Origin of the sequence: Kitasatospora sp. NPDC050463 (assembly GCF_040655255.1) — a bacterium.
In the GTDB taxonomy this organism is placed as follows: domain Bacteria; phylum Actinomycetota; class Actinomycetes; order Streptomycetales; family Streptomycetaceae; genus Kitasatospora.
The window spans coordinates 1-22149 of record NZ_JBFAJO010000028.1; the positions used below are offsets into that span (position 1 = coordinate 1).

The 22149-nt window shown below is 73.2% G+C and carries 19 protein-coding genes; 9 read left to right on the forward strand and 10 right to left on the reverse strand.

Going from position 1 to position 22149, the window contains the following annotated elements; translation table 11 throughout:
- Positions 1–163 precede the first annotated feature (163 nt).
- The 3 genes from AB0J08_RS19140 to AB0J08_RS19150 all read right to left on the reverse strand — a co-directional run bounded on the left by AB0J08_RS19140 (position 164) and on the right by AB0J08_RS19150 (position 2750).
- Positions 164–538 carry an RNA polymerase-binding protein RbpA gene (locus AB0J08_RS19140; RefSeq protein WP_030396357.1) on the reverse strand — a complete coding sequence of 125 codons (375 nt, stop codon included), beginning with the start codon at positions 536–538 and terminating at the stop codon, positions 164–166.
- 280 nt (positions 539–818) lie between these two features.
- Positions 819–2441: a hypothetical protein gene (locus AB0J08_RS19145; protein WP_360635031.1), complete on the reverse strand. Its 1623-nt coding sequence runs from the start codon at positions 2439–2441 to the stop codon at positions 819–821.
- Between the two features lie 114 nt (positions 2442–2555).
- Positions 2556–2750 carry a hypothetical protein gene (locus AB0J08_RS19150; RefSeq protein WP_148646425.1) on the reverse strand — a complete coding sequence of 65 codons (195 nt, stop codon included), beginning with the start codon at positions 2748–2750 and terminating at the stop codon, positions 2556–2558.
- Between the two features lie 429 nt (positions 2751–3179).
- On the opposite strand from AB0J08_RS19150, the gene AB0J08_RS19155 reads away from it, so the two are divergent.
- Genes AB0J08_RS19155 through AB0J08_RS19165 form a run of 3 tightly spaced genes read left to right on the forward strand, consistent with a single transcriptional unit; the run spans position 3180 to position 5334 of the window.
- Entirely contained in the window at positions 3180–3599 is a 420-nt protein-coding gene (locus AB0J08_RS19155) for an ankyrin repeat domain-containing protein (RefSeq protein WP_360635034.1), read from the forward strand.
- Positions 3600–3623: 24 nt separating this feature from the next.
- Positions 3624–4163 carry a GNAT family N-acetyltransferase gene (locus AB0J08_RS19160; protein ID WP_360635037.1) on the forward strand — a complete coding sequence of 180 codons (540 nt, stop codon included), beginning with the start codon at positions 3624–3626 and terminating at the stop codon, positions 4161–4163.
- 58 nt (positions 4164–4221) lie between these two features.
- The gene (locus AB0J08_RS19165) at positions 4222–5334 is read left to right on the forward strand and encodes a serine hydrolase domain-containing protein (protein WP_360635040.1); all 1113 of its coding nucleotides are present in this window, start codon (positions 4222–4224) and stop codon (positions 5332–5334) included.
- A 62-nt stretch (positions 5335–5396) separates the two neighbouring features.
- On the opposite strand, the gene AB0J08_RS19170 is transcribed toward AB0J08_RS19165, so the two are convergent.
- From AB0J08_RS19170 to AB0J08_RS19180, 3 genes are all read right to left on the reverse strand, one after another.
- Entirely contained in the window at positions 5397–6056 is a 660-nt protein-coding gene (locus AB0J08_RS19170; protein WP_360635042.1) for a vitamin K epoxide reductase family protein, read from the reverse strand.
- A gap of 64 nt (positions 6057–6120) precedes the next feature.
- Entirely contained in the window at positions 6121–6951 is an 831-nt protein-coding gene (locus AB0J08_RS19175) for a thioredoxin domain-containing protein (protein ID WP_360635045.1), read from the reverse strand.
- Positions 6952–7177: 226 nt separating this feature from the next.
- Positions 7178–7855: a hypothetical protein gene (locus tag AB0J08_RS19180; RefSeq protein WP_360635048.1), complete on the reverse strand. Its 678-nt coding sequence runs from the start codon at positions 7853–7855 to the stop codon at positions 7178–7180.
- A gap of 500 nt (positions 7856–8355) precedes the next feature.
- Between AB0J08_RS19180 and AB0J08_RS19185 the strand changes: the two genes are divergently transcribed.
- From AB0J08_RS19185 to AB0J08_RS19195, 3 genes are all read left to right on the forward strand, one after another.
- Positions 8356–8781: a hypothetical protein gene (locus AB0J08_RS19185; RefSeq protein WP_360635051.1), complete on the forward strand. Its 426-nt coding sequence runs from the start codon at positions 8356–8358 to the stop codon at positions 8779–8781.
- Positions 8778–9164, forward strand: a complete 387-nt coding sequence (locus AB0J08_RS19190; protein ID WP_360635054.1) for a hypothetical protein — start codon at positions 8778–8780, stop codon at positions 9162–9164. The genes AB0J08_RS19185 and AB0J08_RS19190 overlap by 4 nt, the downstream gene beginning before the upstream one ends.
- A gap of 90 nt (positions 9165–9254) precedes the next feature.
- On the forward strand, positions 9255–10130 hold the full coding sequence (locus AB0J08_RS19195) for a CHAD domain-containing protein (protein ID WP_360635057.1): 876 nt from the start codon (positions 9255–9257) through the stop codon (positions 10128–10130).
- 154 nt (positions 10131–10284) lie between these two features.
- On the opposite strand, the gene AB0J08_RS19200 is transcribed toward AB0J08_RS19195, so the two are convergent.
- Entirely contained in the window at positions 10285–11688 is a 1404-nt protein-coding gene (locus tag AB0J08_RS19200) for an MFS transporter (RefSeq protein ID WP_360635060.1), read from the reverse strand.
- 491 nt (positions 11689–12179) lie between these two features.
- Between AB0J08_RS19200 and car the strand changes: the two genes are divergently transcribed.
- The 3 genes from car (at position 12180) to AB0J08_RS19215 (ending at position 17841) form a co-directional block, all read left to right on the forward strand.
- A complete protein-coding gene (gene car / locus AB0J08_RS19205) occupies positions 12180–15668 on the forward strand; it encodes a carboxylic acid reductase (RefSeq protein WP_360635063.1) in 3489 nt (1162 codons plus the stop codon).
- A 209-nt stretch (positions 15669–15877) separates the two neighbouring features.
- Positions 15878–16588: a methyltransferase domain-containing protein gene (locus AB0J08_RS19210; RefSeq protein ID WP_360635066.1), complete on the forward strand. Its 711-nt coding sequence runs from the start codon at positions 15878–15880 to the stop codon at positions 16586–16588.
- Between the two features lie 545 nt (positions 16589–17133).
- The gene (locus AB0J08_RS19215; protein WP_360635068.1) at positions 17134–17841 is read left to right on the forward strand and encodes a ScbR family autoregulator-binding transcription factor; all 708 of its coding nucleotides are present in this window, start codon (positions 17134–17136) and stop codon (positions 17839–17841) included.
- Positions 17842–17922: 81 nt separating this feature from the next.
- Here the strand turns inward: AB0J08_RS19215 and AB0J08_RS19220 are convergent, their stop codons facing one another.
- The 3 genes from AB0J08_RS19220 to AB0J08_RS19230 all read right to left on the reverse strand — a co-directional run bounded on the left by AB0J08_RS19220 (position 17923) and on the right by AB0J08_RS19230 (position 22065).
- Entirely contained in the window at positions 17923–19392 is a 1470-nt protein-coding gene (locus tag AB0J08_RS19220; RefSeq protein WP_360635071.1) for a transposase, read from the reverse strand.
- Positions 19393–19968: 576 nt separating this feature from the next.
- Positions 19969–21123 carry a transposase gene (locus AB0J08_RS19225; protein ID WP_360635074.1) on the reverse strand — a complete coding sequence of 385 codons (1155 nt, stop codon included), beginning with the start codon at positions 21121–21123 and terminating at the stop codon, positions 19969–19971.
- Between the two features lie 288 nt (positions 21124–21411).
- Positions 21412–22065: a ScbR family autoregulator-binding transcription factor gene (locus AB0J08_RS19230; protein ID WP_360635077.1), complete on the reverse strand. Its 654-nt coding sequence runs from the start codon at positions 22063–22065 to the stop codon at positions 21412–21414.
- Positions 22066–22149 lie beyond the last annotated feature (84 nt).

The following is a 22149-nucleotide window of genomic DNA, read 5'->3' on the forward strand; positions in this document are numbered from 1 at the left end:
CTTCCGCGTCGTCTCCGGCGCCGAGGCGGCCACGCCGCAGGGCTCCGACGACGTCCTCCGCTCGGCCTACCTGTGCCGGGGTGCGGCACCCGCGGACAACGCGAAAGGGACCCTGGGGGCCAGGGTCCCTTTTCGCGTGCTCCCGCTGGGGCGGGAGCGGGGGTCAGGCGCTCTTACGGGTGTCCCGCGGGTGTACCGCGAGGTTCATCCCTCCGGAGCGGAGAACGGCCAGCCGCTCGGCCAGCACCTCCTCCAGCTCCTCGCGCGTGCGGCGCTCCATCAGCATGTCCCAATGGGTACGCGTGGGCTTGGTCTTCTTCTCCTCAGGTTCGTCACCGTCGAGGAGTACTGCTTCCTGGCCGCAGAAGCGGCATTCCCAGGCCGAGGGGATCTCCGCCTCGACCGAGAAAGGAACCTCGAATCGGTGTCCGTTCTGACATGCGTACTCGACGGTCTGGCGGGGAGCCAGATCGATACCACGGTCGGTCTCGTAGCTAGTGGCCCCGAGTCGCGTGCCGCGGAGAGCTCGCTCGCTCATGAATCGTGCCTCCCGGGCTTATGGCCCACAGGACTAGTGGTCGCTGTTCTTCGTCGTTCGGTCAACGCTCGGCTTCCGACGAAGATTCCCGTCCCGGGACATGCGTCGTCTGTCGTGCCGCCCCTGTTTGTACCCACCGGCGCCCGATTTGTCACATCTGGCCGTGGATATCACCCCAGGTGTCACCTATTTCACATCCGGTGACCGGTCGGCCTTTCCGTCCACGAGCCTACCGGGGCGGGTTCCGTCGGCCTACGCCGCCCCGCCCCGGCCGGCCCGTTCAGGCCGGCGGACGGAGCCGCAGGGCGGTGTGCTCCTTGCCCAGCTCCACCGGCTGCGGCTGCTGGACCGGCTCGGCCGGAGGCATCGGCGGCGGGCCCGCCGGGCGCGGCGGGAGGTCGACCGGTGCGGCCGCCTCCGTCCGGGTGTCGCGGTGCGGGAGCAGGGCGATCACCGCTTCGCGCAGCTGGGCCGGCGCCTCCTCGTCCAGCGGGTCGACGGTGGCCGGCACCTGGAGGCGGACCGGCGTGCCGGTGCCGATCCGGGCGTAGCCGCGGCCGGCGGGGGCGTGTGCGGCGGGCACGATGTCCAGCGGCGCGCCGAGCGCGGCGTAGCTCTCCTCGGGGCCGGTCGGGCCGAGCAGGACGCGGGCCCGGGTGGTGGCCCGGACGGTCGGGGTGATCCGGTCCCGGGCGTCGATGCCGTCGGCGATCACCACGGTGACCCGGGCGGCCCGGCCGTGCCGCAGGGGGAGTTCCAGCAGGTCCTGCGGGTCCGGCCGGCCCTCGGCGTGGGCCAGTTCGCTCAGCTCGGTCGGGTGGTCGAGCAGCAGCCAGAGCGGCCGGGTGACGTCCTCGGGTGGCGCCGTCCCCGCGTGCCGGGCGGTGTTCAGGGCGGTCAGCCGGCGTTCGGTCTCCTTGGCGGCCCACTCCAGCGCGGCCAGTGCGCCGTGCAGGCTGGTCTCCACGGTGTGCACGCCGGGCCGGTTGACCAGGCAGGCGTGCTCGCCGGTGCCGGCGCCGTCGATCACCACGAGGTCGCCGAAGGGCAGTGCCTGGAGCGCGATCGAGCGGATCAGGCTGGAGGTGCCGTAGCCGGTCACGCCGAGTGCGAGCAGGTGCGGCTCGCCCGAGCGGGGGCCGGTGCGCCAGACCACCGGCGGCTGCTGGGTGATGGTGCCGCCCTGGCCCACCGGGATGGTCCGGGCGCTGCCGTCCTCGTCGGTGAAGCCCAGCACGATCTCGCCGGGGGTGGTCACGAAGCGCTGGGCCGCGATGTCGGTGGCCAGCGGGCTCAGCGCGGCGATCCGCAGCCGGTTGGACTCCTCGTCCCAGTCGAAGCGGTACTCCCGGGCGCGGCCGGCCTTGCCCTGGACGACCTGCTCGATCCGGGCCCGGGCGGCGGGCTCGGTGTCCGTGAAGTAGGCCGGGTAGACGAGCTCCAGCCGGGCGAGCCGCCCCTCGGCGTCGAACTCCCAGGAGCCGAAGACGTCCTTGTAGCCGCCCTCGTGGTGGTACAGCGGGGCGAGGTCGTCCGGCCCGGCCAGGTACGGGGTCAGCGCGGCGTACAGGGCGGTGAGCTTGACGTCGGCGACGTCCGCCTCGGGCGGGTTCGGCGGCCCCTTGGGGGAGCGTCCGGTCCAGGCGGCGCTGGCCATCAGGGCGACCAGGGCGAACAGCAGCCCGTGCGGCAGCAGGTAGATGCCGAGCAGCATGGCGGCGGTCAGGAAGATCGTCGGCCCGCGCCGCTCCTTCGGGGTGGCCTGCCAGCGCTCCTTGGTCCAGGCGACGTGGTGGCGCAGTCCGCGCCCGATGACGGTCAGCGGCGCGAACATGTCGCCGGCGTGGTCGCCGGCCGTGCGGGCGAGGTCGCGGCCCTTGCTGAGGTGGCGGTTGAGCGGCATTCCTTGGCTCCCCGGGCGAGTGGGACGGTCGGGTTCAGGGGGTCGGCGGCGGGTGTACGACGGGGCCCGGGGCGGTGGGATCCGCGCCCGGGCCCGTACGGGGGAGTGGCCGCGCTAGAACTTGATGCCGCCGAGCAGGCTGGCCAGGCTGGCGCCGCCCGCGGTGATGCTCGGAGCGATCGAGGAACCGGCGATGTAGAAGCCGAGGAGGGCGCAGACGATGGCGTGGGAGACCTTTAGTCCGTCCCTGCGGAAGAAGAGGAAGGCGATGGTGCCGAACAGGACGATGCCGGAAATCGAGAGGATCACGGTCTGCTCCTCGGGGGAGGGGGACGGGGACAGTGTCACGAAAAGTTCCCTAATCGTGACAAAAAGTAATAGATGATGGAACGGTGCAAATGGGTGGTTTTATCGGTCAATACCGGCCTGCGGGCCGCGTGGAGGTATGCGAACCGCCCCGAACGGGGGCCTGGCGGCCCCGTGTACCGGCGCCGAGGTATTCCCGGCGGCCGGGCGGGAAGCTTCCGGGGGCATCGCGAAGTTCGCTCGAATGGCTGCGACACCTTCCCGCACGCGTGTCGTGCGGGGGATGTCGCCATCCGGCCGCCGTCCGCGTACCGGACGCGCGCTGGATCGCCCGCGTACCGGGCCGCTACGGTGCGGTACGCGCGACCGATCGACCGAGAAGCTCCCGGGGCGAGTCCCGGGGGCGCCCGAGATGCCCAGGAGAGGCCCGCCATGACCGACGCCGCCAGCCAGCAGCCCGCCGCCGACGCCCCGGACGCCGAGGTGATCGAGCTGGCCGGGAAGCTCTTCGATGCGGCCCGGGCCGGTGACACCGACACCCTCGCCGCCTACGTCGACGCCGGTGCGCCCGCCAACCTCGCCAACAACCGCGGCGACACCCTGCTGATGCTCGCCGCGTACCACGGCCACGCCGCCACCGTCACCGCTCTGGTGGCCCGCGGCGCCGACCCGAACCGGGCCAACGACCGGGGGCAGACCCCGCTGGCCGGCGCCGTCTTCAAGGGCGCCGACGACGTGCTCACCGCCCTGCTGGCCGGCGGCGCCGACCCGGCGGCCGGTACGCCGTCCGCCGTCGACACCGCCCGGATGTTCGGCAAGGACGAGTTGGTCGCCCGGTTCGAGGGGCGCTGACCCGGGGTCGTAGGCTCTTGGACCATGGAGAGCATCACCGCGACCGCCGGCACGCGGGCCAGCGAGGGCGACGGCATCGAGATCCGCGTCACCGGCTACGGTCACCCGGACGCCCAGCGACTCTCGGCCGAGGTGCAGCAGGAGTACGTCCGCCGCTACGGCGAGGGCGACCTCACCGAGCTGCACCCCGACGACTTCGAGCCGCCGGCCGGTCTGTTCCTGATCGCCTACCTCGACGGCGAGCCGGTGGCCTGCGGCGGCTGGCGGGCCAAGCAGGCCGGCCCGCACGGGATGCGGGACGGCGACGCCGAGCTGAAGCGGATGTTCGTCGTCCCCGCCGCCCGCGGGCGGGGCCTCGCGCGGACGGTGCTGCGCCGGCTGGAGCGGACCGCCGCCGAGGCCGGGCGGACCAGGTTCGTGCTGGAGACCGGCACCGAGCAGCCCGAGGCGGTCGCGCTCTACGGCTCCGAGGGGTACGACCCGATCCGGAAGTTCGGCATCTACCGCGACCACCCGCAGAGCATCTGCCTCGGCAAGGAGTTCGGCGGCGCGCCCGCCGTCTGACCGCCCGCCCGCTGGGTAGGCTCCCGGCGGACCGGTGGCCGAGCGGGCGGGGGCAGGCATGGACGAGCATCCGCGAGGGGCCGCCGCCCCCGACCCGGCGGCCGTCCGGGCCGCCCCCGGCGGGGAGTTGGCGCGGCTGGTGACGGCCGGGCTGCACAGGGTCGGGGCGGGCGGCGTCTGGGCCGTCGGCGACGCCGGCGGGGTGCGCGAGCGCGGCAGCGCCGGTCTGCTCGGTCAAGGCCCTTACGGGCGCCTGGAGATGGGGCCCGACACGCTCTTCGACCTCGCCAGCCTCACCAAGATCGTCGCGCTCTGGCCCTGCGCCGGCGCCCTGTGGCAGGCCGGCCGGCTCCCGCTCGACCGCCCGCTCGGCACCTACTGGCCGCCCGCCGCCGGGCAGCCGACCGGACTGGTGACGGCACGTCAACTCCTCACCCATACGGCGGGAATGCCGCCGCGCACCGAGTTCGAGCAGCGCTACGGCCGGGAGCGCGAGGCGATCCTGGCCGGTATCCTCGCCGCCCCGCTGCACCGCCCGCCCGGCAGCGCCGTCGAGTACACCGACCGCGCCGCCGTCCTGCTGGGCCACCTCGTCGAGGACCTGGCCGGTGCCCCCCTCGACACGCTCGCCGAACGGCAGGTCTGGCGCCCGCTCGGGATGACCGACACCCGGTTCGGCCCGCTCGGCCCGGCCTGGACCGCGCGCACCGCGCCCACCGAGTACGACGAGGCCGCCGGCGCCCACCTGCGCGGGGTGGTGCACGACCCGTCGGCCCGGCTGCTCGGTGGCGTCTCCGGCAACGCGGGCGTCTTCTCCACCGCCCGCGACCTCGAACGCTTCCTCACCGCGCTGCTCGACCCGCCGCTGCTCGATCCGCGGCCGCTCGACCCGCCGGCCAGGCCGGCCTGGGCCGGGCCCTGGATCGCCGAGTCGCTGCGCGAGCAGACCGGCGGGCTCACCCCCACGCGCGGGCTGTCCTGGCTCTGCGCCCCCGGCACCGACCCCGCCGAGGGCACCTTCGTCCACTACGGCTTCACCGGCACCGGGATCTGGGTCTCCCGCCGGCTCGGCCGCTGGGCGCTGCTGCTGACCAACAAGGTGCACTACGGCCGCGAGATCCAGCCGCTCACCGACCTGCGCAACGCCTTCCGCCGGGCGGTCTTCGGTTGAGGCCCTGCCCGGCCGCCCGTGGCCCTGCCCGGCGGGCGCGGGGCCACGGGCCGGCGGGGGGCTCAGAGGAGGGTGCTCCAGTAGTACCAGAACCGATTCAGGATCAGCAGCGCGATCACGGCGGCCCACAGCACCGGCAGCGCCCAGTGGTAGCGGGCGGCCTCGCGGACCACCGGTCGAAGCCGGGGACCGACCGGTATCACCCCGGAGCGCAGGTTGTGCAGCGTGGTGTACCAGCACAGCGGCACCACCGTCGCCCAGACCACCATGCAGTACGGGCAGAGCGCCCCGATGTCGTACAGCGCCTGGTCGATCAGCCAGTGCACGAAGACGACGCCCGCCAGGGTGCCCGCCTGCAGGCCCAGCCAGAACCAGCGGCGGTAGGCGGCACCGGCCAGCAGCCCGGCGCCGACCGCCGCCAGCGCGCCGAAGGCGGCCAGACCCAGCAGCGGGTTCGGGAAGCCGAAGACCTCCGCCTGCTCGGTGCGCATCACCGAACCGCAGCTGATCACCGGGTTGATGTTGCAACCGGGGACGTAGGACGGGTTCTCCAGGATGCGGAGCTTGTCGAAGGTCAGGACGGCCGAGGCGGCCAGTCCGAGGAGTCCGCCGAGGAACAGGAACAGCGCGAACGCCCGGCCCGCGCCGATCGGCGTACGGCCCGGCGGTGCGGCGGCGGTGGAGACGGGGCGGGGCGGGTTCACGGCGGTCGGGGCGGTCATGGCAGAGCACTCCGGTGGGTGTGAAGGGCCGGCCCGGCCGGGTGATCGGCCGGGCCGGTGGTGCTCACTGCAAGCCCGCGGCCTGCTTCACCTGGGCGGTGAACTGCTCAGGCGTCACCGCGTTCTTCCCGCTGAACAGGGTGATCGGCCTGCCGTCCAGCTTGACCGTCGGCGTCCCCGTCACCCCGCTGTCGTTGAAGGCGTCCGCGACCTTCTTCGCCCACGGCCCGTAGGTGCGCTCGGTGACCGCCTTGACGAAGGCGTCCGTCTTCAGGCCCGGCACCTGGTCGGCCAGCTCCAGCAGGTGGTTGACGTCGCCGAAGCCGTCCTCGCGCTCGTCCGGCTGGTTGGCGTACAGCACGTCGTGGAACTGCTTGAACTTGTCGACGCCCTCGTTGAGCGCCGCGCCGACGGCGGCGAGCGCGGTGCGCGAGCCCTTGCCGCCGAGGTTCTTGTCGAGGAACGCGGCCAGGTGGTACTCCACCTTGACCGTGCCGTCGTCCGCCAGCTTCCTGACGGTCTCGCCGTTGGTCGTCTCGAAGCTCTTGCAGACCGGGCAGCGGAAGTCCTCGAACACCTGCAGGGTGTGGGCGGCGTCCGCCTTGCCGTAGACGATCACGGTGCCGTCCGGGCCGGTGGTGTTGGCCGGGACGACCAGCGCGGTCGGCTCGGCGGCGGTGGACGCGGTGGACGAGGTGTCGCCGCCCGCCGCGTTGATCGCCAGCGTCGTACCGCCCGCCAGGGCGAGGACCGCGACGATCGAGACGCCGACGACGATCCGCTGCCGGCGCTTGGCGGCGAGCCGCTCGCGCTGCTGCGCCTCCTGGATCCGCTCGCGGGCGCTCACGCGCTGGGACTGCGTGCGGCCGGGCGGCTGTTCGGTGGGCTGGGCCATGGTGGGTCAACTCCTGTACGCGGCGCGCGAACGCGCGCGGGGGTGCCCGCCTCGGCGCGGCGCGGGGCGCCGCGGGGCGCGAGGGGGCTCGGATCGGTGAACGCGGGAGTCGGGCGCGCTGCCTGCGGGGCGCCGGGCGGTGGCCCGGGGCCCGTTCGGGGTGTCCGGACGCCGGAGTGTCAGGGCGTGCGGCCCTCACGGACGGGGCGGTACCGGACGCCGGGCGTCAGCAGGCAGGCGCGAAGGCCGGCGGACCGCGCCGCGGCGCGGGGCTGAGCACCACGGCCTCGCGCCGCGGCCGGGGGCGGTCCGAGGCCGGCAGCGGCACCCGCCGCACCGGGCGGACCGGCACCGGCGCCAGCAGCAGGAACAGTGCCCGCAGCGGGGCCGCGAGCGACTGGCGCAGTGCGCGCAGGGCCTGGGCCAGGCCGGACAGGGCGGCGTCGCCCAGCCGCAGCCAGGCGGCGGCGACCAGCGCGACCAGCAGATGGACCAGCAGGACCAGCAGCTGGGTGGCGGCGGGCGCGACCGGCCCGGCGTGCCCCAGCGGCCCCGAGAACAGCGACCCGTCCACCGAACCGCCGCCGCAGACCAGCAGGTTCATGCCGCGCGCGGGGGCGTGCTCGGCCCCGAGGACCGGGCCGCAGCCGGTCTGGCCCAGGTTGAAGGTGGTGTTGAGCAGCAGCTCGACCGGGACCAGCACGGCCGAGATGTGCAGCAGCCGTCGTTCCCGGCCGGCCAGTGCGGTCGCGACCACGAAGACGACGGCGGTCGCGGCGGCCACCAGAGCGAGCGGCAACGGGCGACCGGTGATGACGACCTGGCCCAGCGCGGACAGCGGCACGGCGAGCGCGGTGAACACCGCGGCCCGCAGGGCCCTGGTCGCAGGGGTGGAAGTCGTCATGTCCCGGAGTATGCCACGACGCTCACACGCGGCACGAGGGTGCGTCGGCGGGTGGCGAACGGAGGGTCCGCCATCGGCCGTTCGTTCGGGGTGCGGGGGCCGGGAGTTCACCGGGGGGATGGGTTTGGGTGGGTGAGCGGGGGTGAGCGGGCGTCAGGGACTGCCGTCGGCGGCGGAGGTGATCCGACAATCGGCCGATGGACCACGCCACCGGCCCGGCGCACCCCCGTCCACCCGCAGCCTCCGCAGCGCAGACCCCGGCGCACGCCCAGGGGCAGATCCAGGTGCAGGCCTCGGGGCAGGCCCTGGTGCACGGGCCGCTCCGGCCGTGGCCGCCGGTTCCGTCGCCTCCCTCGCCTCCGTCCCCTCCCACGCTGTACTGGCCTTCGCCGCCGCAGCTGCCCGAGCTGCCCGAGCCACCCGCGCCGCCGACCGTCCACCCACCGCCGAGTCACTGTCCGGTACCGGCGCAGCCGTCGACGCCGTCACCGTCGCCCACCGTGTCCTCGCTCCCGTCCGCGTCCGCGCTTTCGCCCGCGCCGCCGGCTGCCGCGCCGCCCGCCCCGAGCCGGCCCGCGCCGCCCGGGCCCGCCGTGCCGCAGCACCCGCCTCCGGTCGGACCGCCGTCCGCCGCCCCGCTCGTCGGTGCGCCCCCGGCAACGGCCGCCACTCCCCGCCCGACGGCCGTCACGACCGTCACCTCGCCCCCGGCCCGGACCGCCCCGCCGGCTCTCGCGCCGACCCCGGGCCCGCTCGCGACGGTCGCGATCGTCGGGGCACCCGCGCTCCCGCCCCCGGTCGACGGACCGCCGACCGCGCTCGAACCGTCCGTCTGGGCCACCGTCGTGATCCTCACCGTCCTCGTCCCGGCCGCGCTGGCCGCGGCCCTCGGCCATCACCCCCCGACCTCCAGGAGCCCTAGGTGAACCCTGGCCCCCTGCTCAGCGCCGCCGCGGCCGTGACCGTCGCCGTCACGGCCCTCGCCGTCGCCCAACGCCTGCGCCCCGCCCTCCCCGAGGGCGAGGAGCCGCCCGAGCCGCACCCCGCCCTCGCCAGCATCGGCTCCGGACTGCTCTCCGGATTCGTCCTGCTCACCGGCTTCCTGGTCGCCACCGGCTGGGCGGCCCGCACCACCGGCGTGGTCCCGCCCGGCGGCCTCTACATCGCCGACCTGGCCGCCGGCACCGCCGTGCTCCTCTTCCCCTCGCTGTCCGGACTGCCCTTCACCCCGCGCCACGCCACCGCCGTCTGCTTCTTCGCCGCCCTGGTCGGTTACACGATGTCGCTGGCCGTCCAGCTGAGGCCGTGATCCCGGTCCGGCCGCCCGGCCGCCCCTCCCGCCCCCGGCGGGCTAGCCTGGAAGGCGTCCCGCAGGCCCCGACGGGAGGGGTGAACGCGCATGGCCGCAACCGACACCACGGTGGGCGCGGTGGTGCTCGACCGGATCGCGGCGCAGGCCGAGGTGCTCGCCGGACTCGACGACGCGGTGCGGGCGGACGAGCCGGACGCGGTGCACCGGATGCGGGTCGCCTGCCGGCGGCTGCGCAGCGCACTGCGGACGTACCGGCGACTGTTCGCGCCCGGCGCGACCGACGAGCTGGTGGCCGAGCTGCGGTGGCTCGGGGAGGCCCTCGGCCGGGCCCGGGACGGCGAGGTGCTGGGAGAGCGGCTGGTGGCGCGGGCCCGGGAGCTGCCGGCGCCGTGCGGGCCGGAGCGGCTCGTCCGGCGACTGGAGCGGTGGAGCCGGGACGACCACCGCGAGGTCCGGAAGGAGGTCGTCGCGGCGCTGGACAGCTGGCGGCGGCGTGCCCTGGCGGCGGGCCTGGCCGCCTTGCTCGCGGATCCGCCGTTGCGCGGGCGGGCGGGGCGGGTCGCCGTGCCGGAGCTGGCCCGGGTGGCGGCGCGGGAGCAGCGGCGGACGGCGAAGCGGATCCGGCTGGCGGAGGCCGGCGGGCCGGGGCGGGACGCCGCGCTGCACGAGGCGCGGAAGGCGGCCAAGCGGGCCCGCTACGCGGGGGAGACGGCGGTACCGGTGGCCGGCTCGGCGGCGCAGCGGTACGTCGCCCGGATGAAGGCCGTCCAGGAGGTGCTCGGGGAGCACCAGGACGCGGTGGTGGCGGCGGCCGCGCTGCGGGAGCGGGCGGCCGGCTCCGGCGAGGCGTTCGGCTACGGCGTGCTGTACGGGCTGGAGTTGGCGGCTGCCGAGGCGGCGCGGGCCCAGCTCCCGGCGGTGTGGGCGCGGGCGGCCGGTCGGCGGCTGGCGCGGTTCGCCTGAGCCGGCCCGACCGTGGTGCCGTGGTGGCGGGTTCGACGCTCGGACGGTAACCGCTCGGACGGTAACCGGTCGGCCGTCCGGTAGGGATCGGGCCCGGCCGGCGCCGCGGTGCACCGGAGTTCCGGCCCCCGCCGCGCCGGTCGGCCTGGTGGGATCATTTCTGACGGTGCGTCAACTGTGCCATGAGTGTGAGGACGGCGAAGCCCAGGATGACCGCGAGCCCGGGGTAGAACATCGACAGCTCGGTGCCGGGCATGATGACGGCGGTGACGACCGCGAGGCCGAAGGCGCCGCCGACCTGCAGCGAGCTGTTGAGCAGGCCGGCCGCGAGCCCCTGCTCCTCGTCCGCGATCCCGTTGGTGCCGACCACCATCAGTGTCGCGATGCTGAGCGCGAAGCCCACGCCCCACAGCACCGACGCGGGCAGCAGGATCCGCCAGAGGTCCGGCTCCTGGCCGATGAAGAGCATCAGCAGGTAGCAGGGGAGGAAGGCCACGAGCCCGACCATCAGGACCTTGGTGACGCCGAAGCGCTCCATCAGGGCGCCGAGCTTGGGGCCGATGATGACCACCATCAGGCCGGCCGGCAGCAGGACCAGTGCCATCTGCCACGGCTTCCAGCCCTGGAGGTCCTGTAGGTAGAGCGCGAGCAGGAACTGGAAGCCCATCGCGCCGCCGTACAGCAGGGCGATGCTGATGTTGGCGCCCACCAGGCCGCGGTTGCGGAAGATGTCGAGCCGGATCAGCGGCTCCTGCACGCTGCGCTCGATGATCAGGAAGGCGGCCAACAGGGCGGCGGAGAGGGCGAATCCGCCGATCGTCCGCAGCGATCCCCAGCCGGCCTCGGCGGCGGAGACCACGGTGAAGACCAGGAGCAGGGTGCCGGGCAACAGGGTGGCGGCGCCGCCGATGTCGAGTCGCGGCCGCTCGGTGCGCGGCGGGTCCGGCGGCAGGAAGCGCAGGGCGCCGATCAGCAGCAGGATGGAGAGCGGGATCGGCAGGATGAAGATGGACCGCCAGTTCAGGGCGGCGAGCATGCCACCGACCAGTAGGCCGGAGGAGTAGCCGGACGCCTCGAAGACGTTGAAGATGCCGAACGCCTTGTTGCGCTGGGGTCCTTCGGCGAACGTCGTGGTCAGCAACGACATCGCGGCCGGGGCGGCGAAGCCGGCCGCCATGCCCTTGACGAAGCGGGAGACGATCAGCAGGACCGAGCTGTCGGCGAGCGCGCCGAACAGCGAGACGACCGCGAACGCGGCCATGGCGATGACCAGCACCCGCCGTCGGCCGAACAGGTCGGCCACTCGCCCGCCCAGCAGCAGGAAGCTGCCGAACGCCAGGATGTAGGCGCCGACCAGCCACTGTGCGGTGGCCGCCGTCATCCCGAGCTCGTTCTGGATCTCGGGGATCGTCACCACGATCATCGAGACGTCGAGCCCGTCGAGCAGGATCACGCCGCTGAAGATCAGCAGCGACACCCATAACCGTGCCGACCAGCGCAGGGGGTCCTGCTGGACCTCGGGTGCTGCCGTCTCGGGCGCTGCCTCGGATGCCGCCAAGGCGTCGCCTCCCGTCCGGTGTTCACTCGGAGCCGAGCTGCCTGACATGGGCACGTCCCTCCCATTAGAATGATCTTGAGCGCGCTCAACCCGCGTCCGCGATAATTGTGTGCGCGCTATATTGCATAAGCTTGATGCTGCCCTAAGTAACCAGACCTTCGCAAGGCGAACACGGCAAGCGTGTCAACTACGGGCCCCCGGGCTCCGGTGGACGGGCCCGGACGGCGTCGTTCGGCCGCGTCGCATGCGCTCGGCCCGCGGCGCCGAAGCCCGCGCCGCTTCGCCCGTCACCACGCCGGGTCGGCAACAAGACCGCAGGCGAAGGACTTTGTACGCATCCGGAAGAACTCGCCGTGCGGCGGCCGGCATACGGCCGACCTGACAGATCGTCGCTCGTTTGTTCAGGAACCCGGTTCGGCTCTGGTTAGCATCGGGGCACCAACTCGGAGCGACGGACGGATCGTCCGGGAGAAGAGTGTGCCGTCGTCGGCGTGCAGGCCGACGAGCACCGGTCCTTCGAATTCCAGCCACAACAGTCTGCCAGCGATGCGATGCGGAGACCCAGAATGCGGCTTGCGCAAACGTTAGCAAATGTCATGCAGCGCCACACGGATCGTCCCGCAATCGGTGAACGCGCGAAGGAGTTCGTGCGGGAACCCGACACCGGCCGCGTTTCGCTCCGCCTCCTGAGCCACTACGAGACGACCAGTTACAGCGAACTCTGGGGGCGGGTCCGCGCGGTGGCCGCGGAATGGCACCGCCACCCGGACCATCCGCTGACGCCCGGCGAACGGATCGCGCTGCTCGGCTTCGCCAGCGGCGACTACGCGGTCGTCGATCTGGCCTGCAACTACCTCGGCGTGGTCAGCGTCCCGCTGCAGACCAGCGCCCCGCTCCCGCAACTCGCCTCGATCGTCGAGGAGACCGAGCCCTTCGTCGTGGCCGCGAGCATCGAGCGGCTGCACGTCGCCGTCGACCTCCTGCTGGCGAACTCCTCGGCCCGGCGACTGGTGGTCTTCGACTACCACCCGGAAGTCAGCGACCAGTTCGAGAAGTTCACCGCCGCCCGGGAACGGCTGGCCCGGGCCGGCCGCGACGTGGTCGTCGACACCCTGGCGGAGGTCGTCGGCCGCGGCTCCGCGCTGCCCGACGCGCCGCTGTTCGTACCCGAGGACGACGACGACCCGCTGGCGATGCTCATCTACACCTCGGGAAGCACCGGAACGCCCAAGGGCGCGATGTACACCGACCGGCTGTTGAGCGCGATGTGGGGCGGCGCCTGGTCGAAGCTGTTCTCCGACCTCCTCGCCATCAATATCAACTACATGCCGATGAGCCATGTCGCCGGGCACTCGTCACTGAAGAACACCCTCGCCCGCAGCGGGATCAGCTACTTCACGGCGAGCAGTGACATGTCGACCTTCTTCGAGGACATCGCGATGGTCCGGCCCACCGAACTGTCGCTGGTGCCACGGGTCTGCGAAATGCTCTACCAGAAGTACCAGAGCGAGCTCGACCGGCGGGTGCTCGCCGGCGCCGACCGGCAGGCGGTCGAGGCGGACGTCCTGGCCGAGCTGCGGGAGAAGCTCCTGGGCGGCCGGCTCGCCTGGGCCAGTTGCGGCTCCGCGCCGCTCTCCGCCGAGCTGCGGGTCTTCGTCGAGGCGCTGCTGGGCTTCGAGTTGACCATCATCTACGGCTCCACCGAGGCCGCCGCCGTCTCGGTCGACGACAGGCTGCTCCGGCCGCCGGTGATCGACTACAAGCTGGTCGACGTGCCCGAACTCGGCTACTACCGGACCGACTCCCCGCACCCGCGGGGGGAGTTGCTGCTGAAGTCCGAGGCCGTCGTCCCCGGCTACTACAAGCAGCCCGAGCTGTCGGCGGAGATCATCGACGAGGACGGCTACTACCGGACGGGCGACATCGTCGCGGAGCTCGGGCCGGACCGGTTCACCATCCTGGACCGCCGCAAGAGCGTGCTGAAGCTGTCCCAGGGCGAGTTCGTGGCCACCGCGCGACTGGAGGCCGAGTTCGCGGCCAGCCCGCTGGTCCGGCAGATCTTCGTGTACGGCAACAGCGAGCGGTCCTACCTGCTGGCCGTGGTGGTGCCCACGCCGGCCGCCCTCGAACAGTTCGGCGACGAGCCGGAGAACCTCCGCCAGCTCCTGAGCGAATCGTTTCAGCAGATCGCCGGGGAAGCCGGCCTCAACTCCTACGAGATCCCGCGCGACGTCCTGATCGAGGCCGAGCCGTTCGACCAGGCGAACGGCCTGCTCTCGGACCACCGCAAGCTGCTGCGGCCCCGGCTCCAGGAGCGCTACGGCCGGCAACTGGAGGAGTTGTACGCCGACATCGCCGCCCGGGAGAGCCGGGAACTGCTTGAGCTGCGCCGCACGGGCGCCGACCGGCCGGTGCTGGAGACCGTCCAGCGGGCCACCCGGGCGCTGCTCGCGGGCTCCACCGTCGAGGTCGGCCCCGCCGCGCACTTCCGGGACGTCGGCGGGGACTCCCTGACCGCCGTCTCCTTCTCCAACCTGCTCCACGACATCTTCGGCGTGCGGGTCCCCGTCGACACCGTGATCAGCCCGGCCTACGACCTGCGGCAACTGGCCGGCTACATCGAGACCAAGCGCGCGACGGGCCTGAACGGGACGACCTTCGCGTCGGTGCACGGCGAGGACGGCACCAGGGTCCACGCCAAGGACCTCACCCTGGACAAGTTCCTCGACACCCGGACGATCGCCGAGGCCCGAACCCTCCCCGGGCCGAGCGGCGCGCCCCGGACGGTGCTGCTGACCGGCGCGAGCGGCTACCTCGGCCACTTCCTCTGCCTGGAGTGGCTGGAGCGGCTGGCCCCCGTGGGCGGGACGGTGATCTGCGTCGTGCGCGGACGGGACGCGGACGCGGCCCGCAAGCGCCTCGACGAGGCCTTCGTCAGCGGGGACGACGAACTGGTGCGCCGCTACCGGGAGCTCGCCGACGGACATCTGGAGGTCCTGGCGGGCGACATCGCGGAGCCGCGGCTGGGCCTGGACGACACGACCTGGAAGCGGCTCTCCGACGGTGTGGACGTGATCGTCCACGCCGGCGCGCTGGTGAACCACGTCCTCCCGTACGAGCACCTGTTCGAGGCCAACGTGGTCGGGACGGCTGAACTGATCCGCCTGGGGCTCACCGGCCGGATCAAGCCCTTCACCTACATCTCCAGCGTGGCCGTCGCCACCTCCCGGGCGGGACGGCCCCTGGACGAGGACTCCGACGTCCGGGTCGCCATCCCCGTCCAGCAGACCGACGAGGGCTACGCCGGCGGCTACGCGACCAGCAAGTGGGCCGGTGAGGTCCTGCTCCGCGAGGCGCACGACCAGTGCGGACTCCCGGTCACCACCTTCCGGTCGAACATGATCCTCGCGCACAGCCGCTACGCCGGGCAGCTGAACGTCCCCGACCAGTTCACCCGGCTGCTGCTCAGCGTCATCGCCACCGGCATCGCGCCGCAGTCGTTCTACCGCACCGAGGACGGGGGCGACCGGCGGCGGGCGCACTACGACGGCCTGCCGGTGGACTTCACCGCCGCCGCCGTCGTGGCCCTGGGCGGGTACGGCGCCGAGGGCTACCGGACCTTCAGCCTCGTCAACCCGAACGACGACGGGATCTCGCTCGACAGCTTCGTGGACTGGCTCTCCGAGGCCGGGCACCGGATCGAGCGGGTGGCCGACTACGACGACTGGTTCGTCCGCTTCGAGGCCGCGATGCGCGCCCTGCCCGAGGGGCAGCGGCAGCACTCCGCGCTGCCGCTGGTCCACGGGTTCAAGCAGCCGGAGGCCGCGGTGCCCGGGTCGGTCATCCCCTCCGCCCGGTTCCGGGCCGCCGTCCGGGCCGCCGGGGTCGGGCCGGCGCGGGACATCCCGCAGCTGTCGCCGGAGTTCATCGCCAAGTACGCCGCCGACCTGTCGCTGCTCGGCGAGCGCCTCGGCTGGTGAGTCCTCGGCCGGACCGCTCCGGCCGATCGTGCCGGGCGCGACCGGCCGGAGCGGACCCCAGCGGGCGCCGGCGGAGGGGGCGCCGGCCGAGGGAGTAGGCCGCCGCCGCGCCACCCCCCCAACCCGGGACGGGCCGGCCGGGAGCCGGACCGGCCCGGGTGCAGGAACGAACCACGCCCATCGGACATCGACACCTGGAGAAGAGAACCATGGAGCAGACATCCGAGAAGTTCGAGGAGCGCTACGGCCTCGGACGCCGTCTCGTCGAGCAGCTGGGCACGGCGGAGACCGAGCCCACCACGTTCGAACTCCTCGGTCTGGAGTGGGACTTGATCCCTGGCACCTACGAGCCGCGGCAGGGTACCGGCACCGAGTGGTACACCGGGGCGATCCCCTACCCGCAGGGCGGCAGCTTCCTGGAGATCGGCTGCGGGGCCGGCGTCACCGCGGTCTGGGCGGCCCTGCGCGGCTGTGCGCGGGTGACCGCCACCGACATCACCGACACCGCGGTCGACAGCGCCGCCCGCAACGCCGAACGGCACGGAGTCGCCGACCGGGTACGGGTGCTGCGCAGCGACGTGTTCGACGCGCTCGACCCCGAGGCCCGCTTCGACACGGTCTTCTGGAACTGCAGCGTCTTCGAGGCGCCGAAGGACTTCGAGTTCACCCAGGACGTCGAGTGGGCGATCTTCGACCGCGGCTACAGCGCCCTCGGCCGCTACCTCGCCCAGGTGCACGACCGGCTGCTGCCCGGCGGCCGGGCCCTGGTCACCTTCAACAGCTTCGGCGACGCCGACCGGATCGCCGGACTGGCCGCCGGGGCGGGCAGCTCGCTGACGATGCTGGGCAGCGCCGACCGGCAGCTGGCGGGGGTGGACGTCACCTACAAGCTCTTCGAGATCCGCCGGCTCGGGCGCTGACCGCACGCCGCCTGACGAGGCAGGACCGGCAGCAGGACCCCGCACACCCGGTCGCCCGGAGGGCCGGCCCGCTTCGTCGGGTCGGCCCTCCGGGCGACTCCGCATGCGGCGACGGGGCCGGCCGGGGGCCGATCGGGGCTGGTCGAGAGCCGGGCGGGGGTCGGGCACGGGCCGGAATATTCCGTCGGCACGGGTATTCCGGCGGCCGCCGGCGTGCTCGAACTGAGGGGCGAGCAATTCGAGCCCGATCGCGCTCCGAGTCATTACGTTCTGTGCATGGAGAGTTGCAGATGTGATAGAATCCGACCCGGTGCATGCGAATGCGCGCATTGTCGATCAGGCCGGGGGCGGCGGCCCCGGCAGCTTTCTCGGGGTGTCGATCCAAGGCCTATCGGGACCGGGCGCGATTCACCCCGGCGCGAGTTCCGTCGGGCATGATCCCGCCGGGCCGTGTGACGGCTTCCGGAATCAGCGCCTCCATTGTCGCCCTGCGGCATGTCTCCGTGCGTTTCACCCGTCGCTCACCACATTTCCGGAGCGCTCCCATGGCCAAGCAGAATCGTGCCGTCCGCACACGGCAGGAACTGATCCGTTCTGCCGCAGAGACCTTCACCCGATCCGGATTCGCGGAATCCTCCATTACGCAGATCTGTGTCCGGGCCGGTCTCAGCCATGGTGCGCTGCACTTCCACTTCGGGAACAAGCGAGCACTCGGGGAGGCGGTCGAATCCGCTGCCGCGGAAACCCTGCTGCACATCACCGGCAACATTCCGCTGCGCCACCCCGCACCGCTCCAACTCCTCGTCGACACCTCGCACACGCTGGCCCAGCGGCTGTCCGGCGACGCGGTGCTGCGGGCCGGATTCTGCCTCGGCAGTGACGCGACCTGGCCGGGCGGCGCGAACCTGTGGCAGCAGTGGCAGGACTGGGTCCAGCTGATGCTGACCGTCGCCAGGGCCCGGGGCAGTCTGGCCGCCGACATCGTGCTCGACGACGCGGTGGCCGCCATCACGGCCGTCATCGCGGGTCTGGAGGTGCTGGGGCGGCGCGACCCCCACTGGCACTCGCGCCAGGCGGTCACGCCGTTCTGGCGGCTGATGCTGCCGCAGCTCGCGGCGGCCGAGGTACGGGCGGGGATCGTCCCGGAGGGCAGCTGCGCGGAGCCCCCGGGGGGCCGGCCGCCGGCCGCCGACCGAGCCGACGACGGCGGCCGGAGGGCGTCGCAGCCCTGTGACGCGCTGTCCTGCTGCTGACGCGCTCGTGCTGCCGTCGGCCGACCCGGCGTACCGGCCGGCCGGTCAGACGGCCGTTCAGACGGCTGGTCAGACGGTCGGTCAGACGGGCCGCTCGCGGCGGTTGGCGAGCGCGACGACCGCATGGGCGGCCGAGGCCAGGGTGACGTGACGGTGCCATCCGTTGAAGGACCGTCCCGTGAAGTCCCGGATGCCCACCCGGTCCGCGATCTCCGTGAAGTCCCGGTCGACCTTCTCGGTGAGCCGGCTGAGCCGGACCAGGGTGGCCGGCGACACGGCGGTCAGGTTGGTCAGCCACAGCTCCGCGGGCCAGTGCCCGCCCTCCTCGCCGATGCCGAGCAGCAGCAGCTCTCCACCCGCCCCGGCCTGCCCGGCGCCCGCCGTGGTCGCCGCGGCCGGCGCGGTCGTCGACGCCAGGCCGACGCGGACGGTGGCGGCCAGACCGGCCCGTAACACCCCCTGCGGTCCGTGCTGCCGGCCCGGGACGGGCCGGCGCATGTCCTTGGCCAGGCTCATGATGAGGTGGGCGGGCAGCGGCCTGCTCCCGGCGCCGGGCAGGACCGGGCCCAGTACGGCCAGCCGGAGGTCGCCGCCCACCCTGGCGAGCAGGGGCACGCCGTGGGCACTGAGCTTCCCGAAGATCGTCATGGCCTGAGGCTCGCCGATGTCGAGCACCACGGGCCGGACCGGCAGCCCCCAGCCCGTCGTGGTCTCCAGGCAGGCCTCGATCATGCACTCGCCCAGGGTCTCCACACCGACTTCGTCCGGAATGGAGACCTGACTGCGCCGCAGATCGTCCTTGAGCCAGACCTCGGGAAGGTGGAGACGCCAGTTGACCGGGGTGCTCAGTTCCTCCGAGGCGGCCCAGACGCCGATGGCGTGCTGGGCGTTCAGCACCTGGCCCAGGGCGGGGAAGAAGTGCCGCTCCACGCCGACCGAGTGCCGGCCGGTCTTGGGGATGATCATCGGCTGCACCACCCACGCCTGCGGGGCGGCCGCGCCGAGCAGGTGGTGGGCCAGGGCTCGGCGGATGGGCACCCAGTCCCAGGTGGAACTGCAGATGAAGTGGTGCAGGTTCTGCTCCGACGCCGGCTCGCCGAGCAGTGCCGCGATGTTCCGGATCGACTTGCGTCCCTCGGTCTCCAGCAGGCCGCGCAGGTACTGCAGGCCCTTTCTGCACTGGTCGCTGCGGGACAGGGAGGTGAACAGGACCGAGCAGAGTTCGGTGAGCAGGACGTCGTGCGAGCCGGGCGGGAACGGTGCGCGGGCGTACTGCCCCGCGCCCGGACCGGACGATCCGGCGGCCACGGCCGGCTCGTCGGTGGCCACCGCGGCGTCTCCGGGTGCGGGTGGGGACGGCGGCCCGTCGCCGGAGCCGTGGTTGCCCGGGGTGGCGGGGCGCAGCGGGGCGGCGGTGCTCGGGGCTGCGCCGGTCGGGGCCGACGATGGGAATCCGGCGGGGCTCGCGGGGCGGGTGTAGGGCTTCGACCGGTCGTTGTCGGTGACCGGAGCCGTGACGCGCCGCCGCTGTGCCAACGTCTGAGTGGTCAAGTCGTCTCCGTTGTCGTGGTGTTCGGGGGGACGCGCCGTACGGGGTGGCGGAGCTCGGGCTCGCGCGGTGAGCGGGCGCCGGGGCGCGCGGGAACGGGGCCGGGCCGGCTGCGCCGGGTTGGTCGCGGCATGCGTGCTCGCCGGTCGGGCCGGACCGGTAGGGAGTCCGGCCCGACGGGAACGGGGCCGGGGCCCGGTCAGCCGTCGCCGGGGGCGTGCACCGCATGCGTCGGGGTCAGCCGCCGGAGGGCGCGGGCGCCGACCTCCTCGTCGGCGGCGGAGCGGCCGGCGGGCCGAGCCTTGGTCGTTCAGGGCGACTGGGGGACGGGCTGCTGAGCGGACGCCCATCCTGTGACGATTCCGGGGTGTGCGGCGGACCGCCGCCGGTGTGCCGGCGGGGAGGTCTGGTGAGGGTGAACTCCACTACAGACACTCCTGTTCCGATGCCGGCGACGGTCGCGAAGGTCCTTGCGCGCTGCCCCAGACAGTAAGGAGCGAACGGGGCCGATGGCATGGCACGGAGAGCGAGAGTGTCACGTTACCGGACAGTAGTCCTGTGAACTCGGGGCGGTCGGGTCAGCCGTCGGTCCGGCAGTCGCGTGCCGCGGGCCCCCGCGACTCCAGGGTGGCGATCAGATGGGCGACCGAGGCCAGTGTGATGTGGCGGTGCCAGCCCGGGAACGACCGCCCGCCGAAGTCCCGCACCCCCACGCTGTCGGAGATCGCGGTGAAGTCCCGCACGACCACCCGCGGCAGACGGGTGAGCCGCAGCGCGGTGAGGACGGAGGGGGCGTCGGCGTTGGTGAGCCAGAGCCGCCGCCGCGGGCGCCCGGCCGGGCACCACTCGCCCAGCAGCAGCATGCGGTCACCGCGCGACGGTGAGGTCACCACCGGGATCGCCACCGCCGTGGTCGGGCCGTCGCCCGGGTTGACCTGCCGGCGCAGCCGCGGGAGGGACTCGGCGAGCTCGCCCGCCGTGCGCTCCCGGCCGCTGTAGCCGGGCAGTTCGGTCCGGTCGAGCCACAGCTGCGTCTGCGGCCCGGTCCGCACCACGAAGGCGACCCCGATCGACGCGAGGAAGCGTGCGACCGCCACGGCGTCCACCTCCGCGACGTCCACGACGACCGGCCCGCGCAGTACGCCGCCGATCTGCTGGACGTTGGCCACCGCGGCCCGGACGCAGTCCTCGATGGTGGCGACCGCGGCGTCGGCGGGAACGCTCGCCCGCTGCCGCAGTGGATCGGCCAGCCACCGGGCGGACAGCCGCAGTTGCCAGTCGACGGGGACGGCGCAGTGCCCGGAGGCCAGCCAGGCCCCCACCGCGCGCTGGCCGTTGACGGTCCGCCCCAGGGGCAGCAGCTGCTGGTCGATGCCGACCGAGTGGGAGCCGGCCTTGGGTATCAGGATCGGCCTGATCACCCAGGCCTGCGGCGCCAACGTCCGCTGCACCCGGCGGGCGAGGGCGTGCCGCACCGGCATCCACTCCCAGGGGGACGCGCTGATGAAGTGGTGCACGCTCTGCTGCGCCGCGGCGCCCTCGAACTGTGCCGCGATGCCGCGCAGGGTCTTTCGGCCCTCCAGTGCCAGCAGGCCGCGGACGTACTGCTCCGCCTTGAGCCGCTGGCCGCTGCGCCGCAGCGAGCCGAAGAGTTCGCCGCTGAGTTCGGGGTCCAGGGCCGTCGCGGGGGCCGACTCGTTGTTTGCGCGAACAGGTTGGTGCAGGTGTCGCATGGTTGATCCCCCTGTGGTCCGCCACCCCAGCCGACCGGACGGACCACCGCCCCGCATCGGTGTCGTCCGGCTCGAACTCCCAAAAGAGGACTGCTGTCCTGTTCTATTTTATACAGGCCGGCGCGGGCGCTGGCTGCCCTGTTTCGCTGCGGAGATGCCGTACGCGTCGCGGCGCGATTCCGTGCCGGCCGGCCGGCACGGTCGCCGGGGCGCGGGTGCCTGGGTGCTCCGGGGGTCGGGTGCTCCGGGGGGCGGGGTGTGCCGGAGGTCGGGCCTTCTCCCGAGGCCTCAGCCGAGTTGTGACGGCACCTCGGGCCGCCCGGCCTCCTCCAGCAGGCGCTTCGCGCGGTAGGGGGAGGAGTCCAGCCTGGCCAGCACGCCGGCGCTGGCGATGTTGGGGAGGACGAGTGCGAACAGGTTCGAGATCTCCTGGGACAGGGTGCGCTCCGGCAGGGTCTCGGTGATCAGCTGGACCCCGGTCCACGCCCCGACGAACAGCCGCGCGGTCTCCGCCGGGTCGACGTGCGTGAGCAGCTCGCCGCGCTCCTTCGCCTCCGTCAGCAGCCCCTGCCCCACCTCGATCCAGTCGGGCCACCGGGTGCCGAACAGCCCGCGGGACTTGACGTCGACGGACAGCCGGATCGCGGCGCTCAGCATCGGCTCCCGGGGCAGCCGGTGGGCGAGGAGCAGTGCGAGGTCCACCCATTCCTGCAGCTTGAAGGTCTGTGGGGTCAGCCCCTCCATGGTCACCGCCTCGGCAAGCACGCCACGGGCCAGCTGCTCCTTGGTGGTGAAGTGGAAGTACAGCCCGCCACGTGTGAGTTGGATGCGCTCGATGAGGCCGCCGATGGTGGTCGCGTCGTACCCGAGCTCGTTGAACATCTCGGCCGCGGCCTCAAGGATCACTCGGCGGGTGTGGATCGCGCGCTCCTGCCTTGACACTTTATGCCTCCACTGCATTCTCTTTACCATTACTTGAACTAGACTTGCCCGTCATGGCTCGAAACCGACCGGAGAGCCGGTACT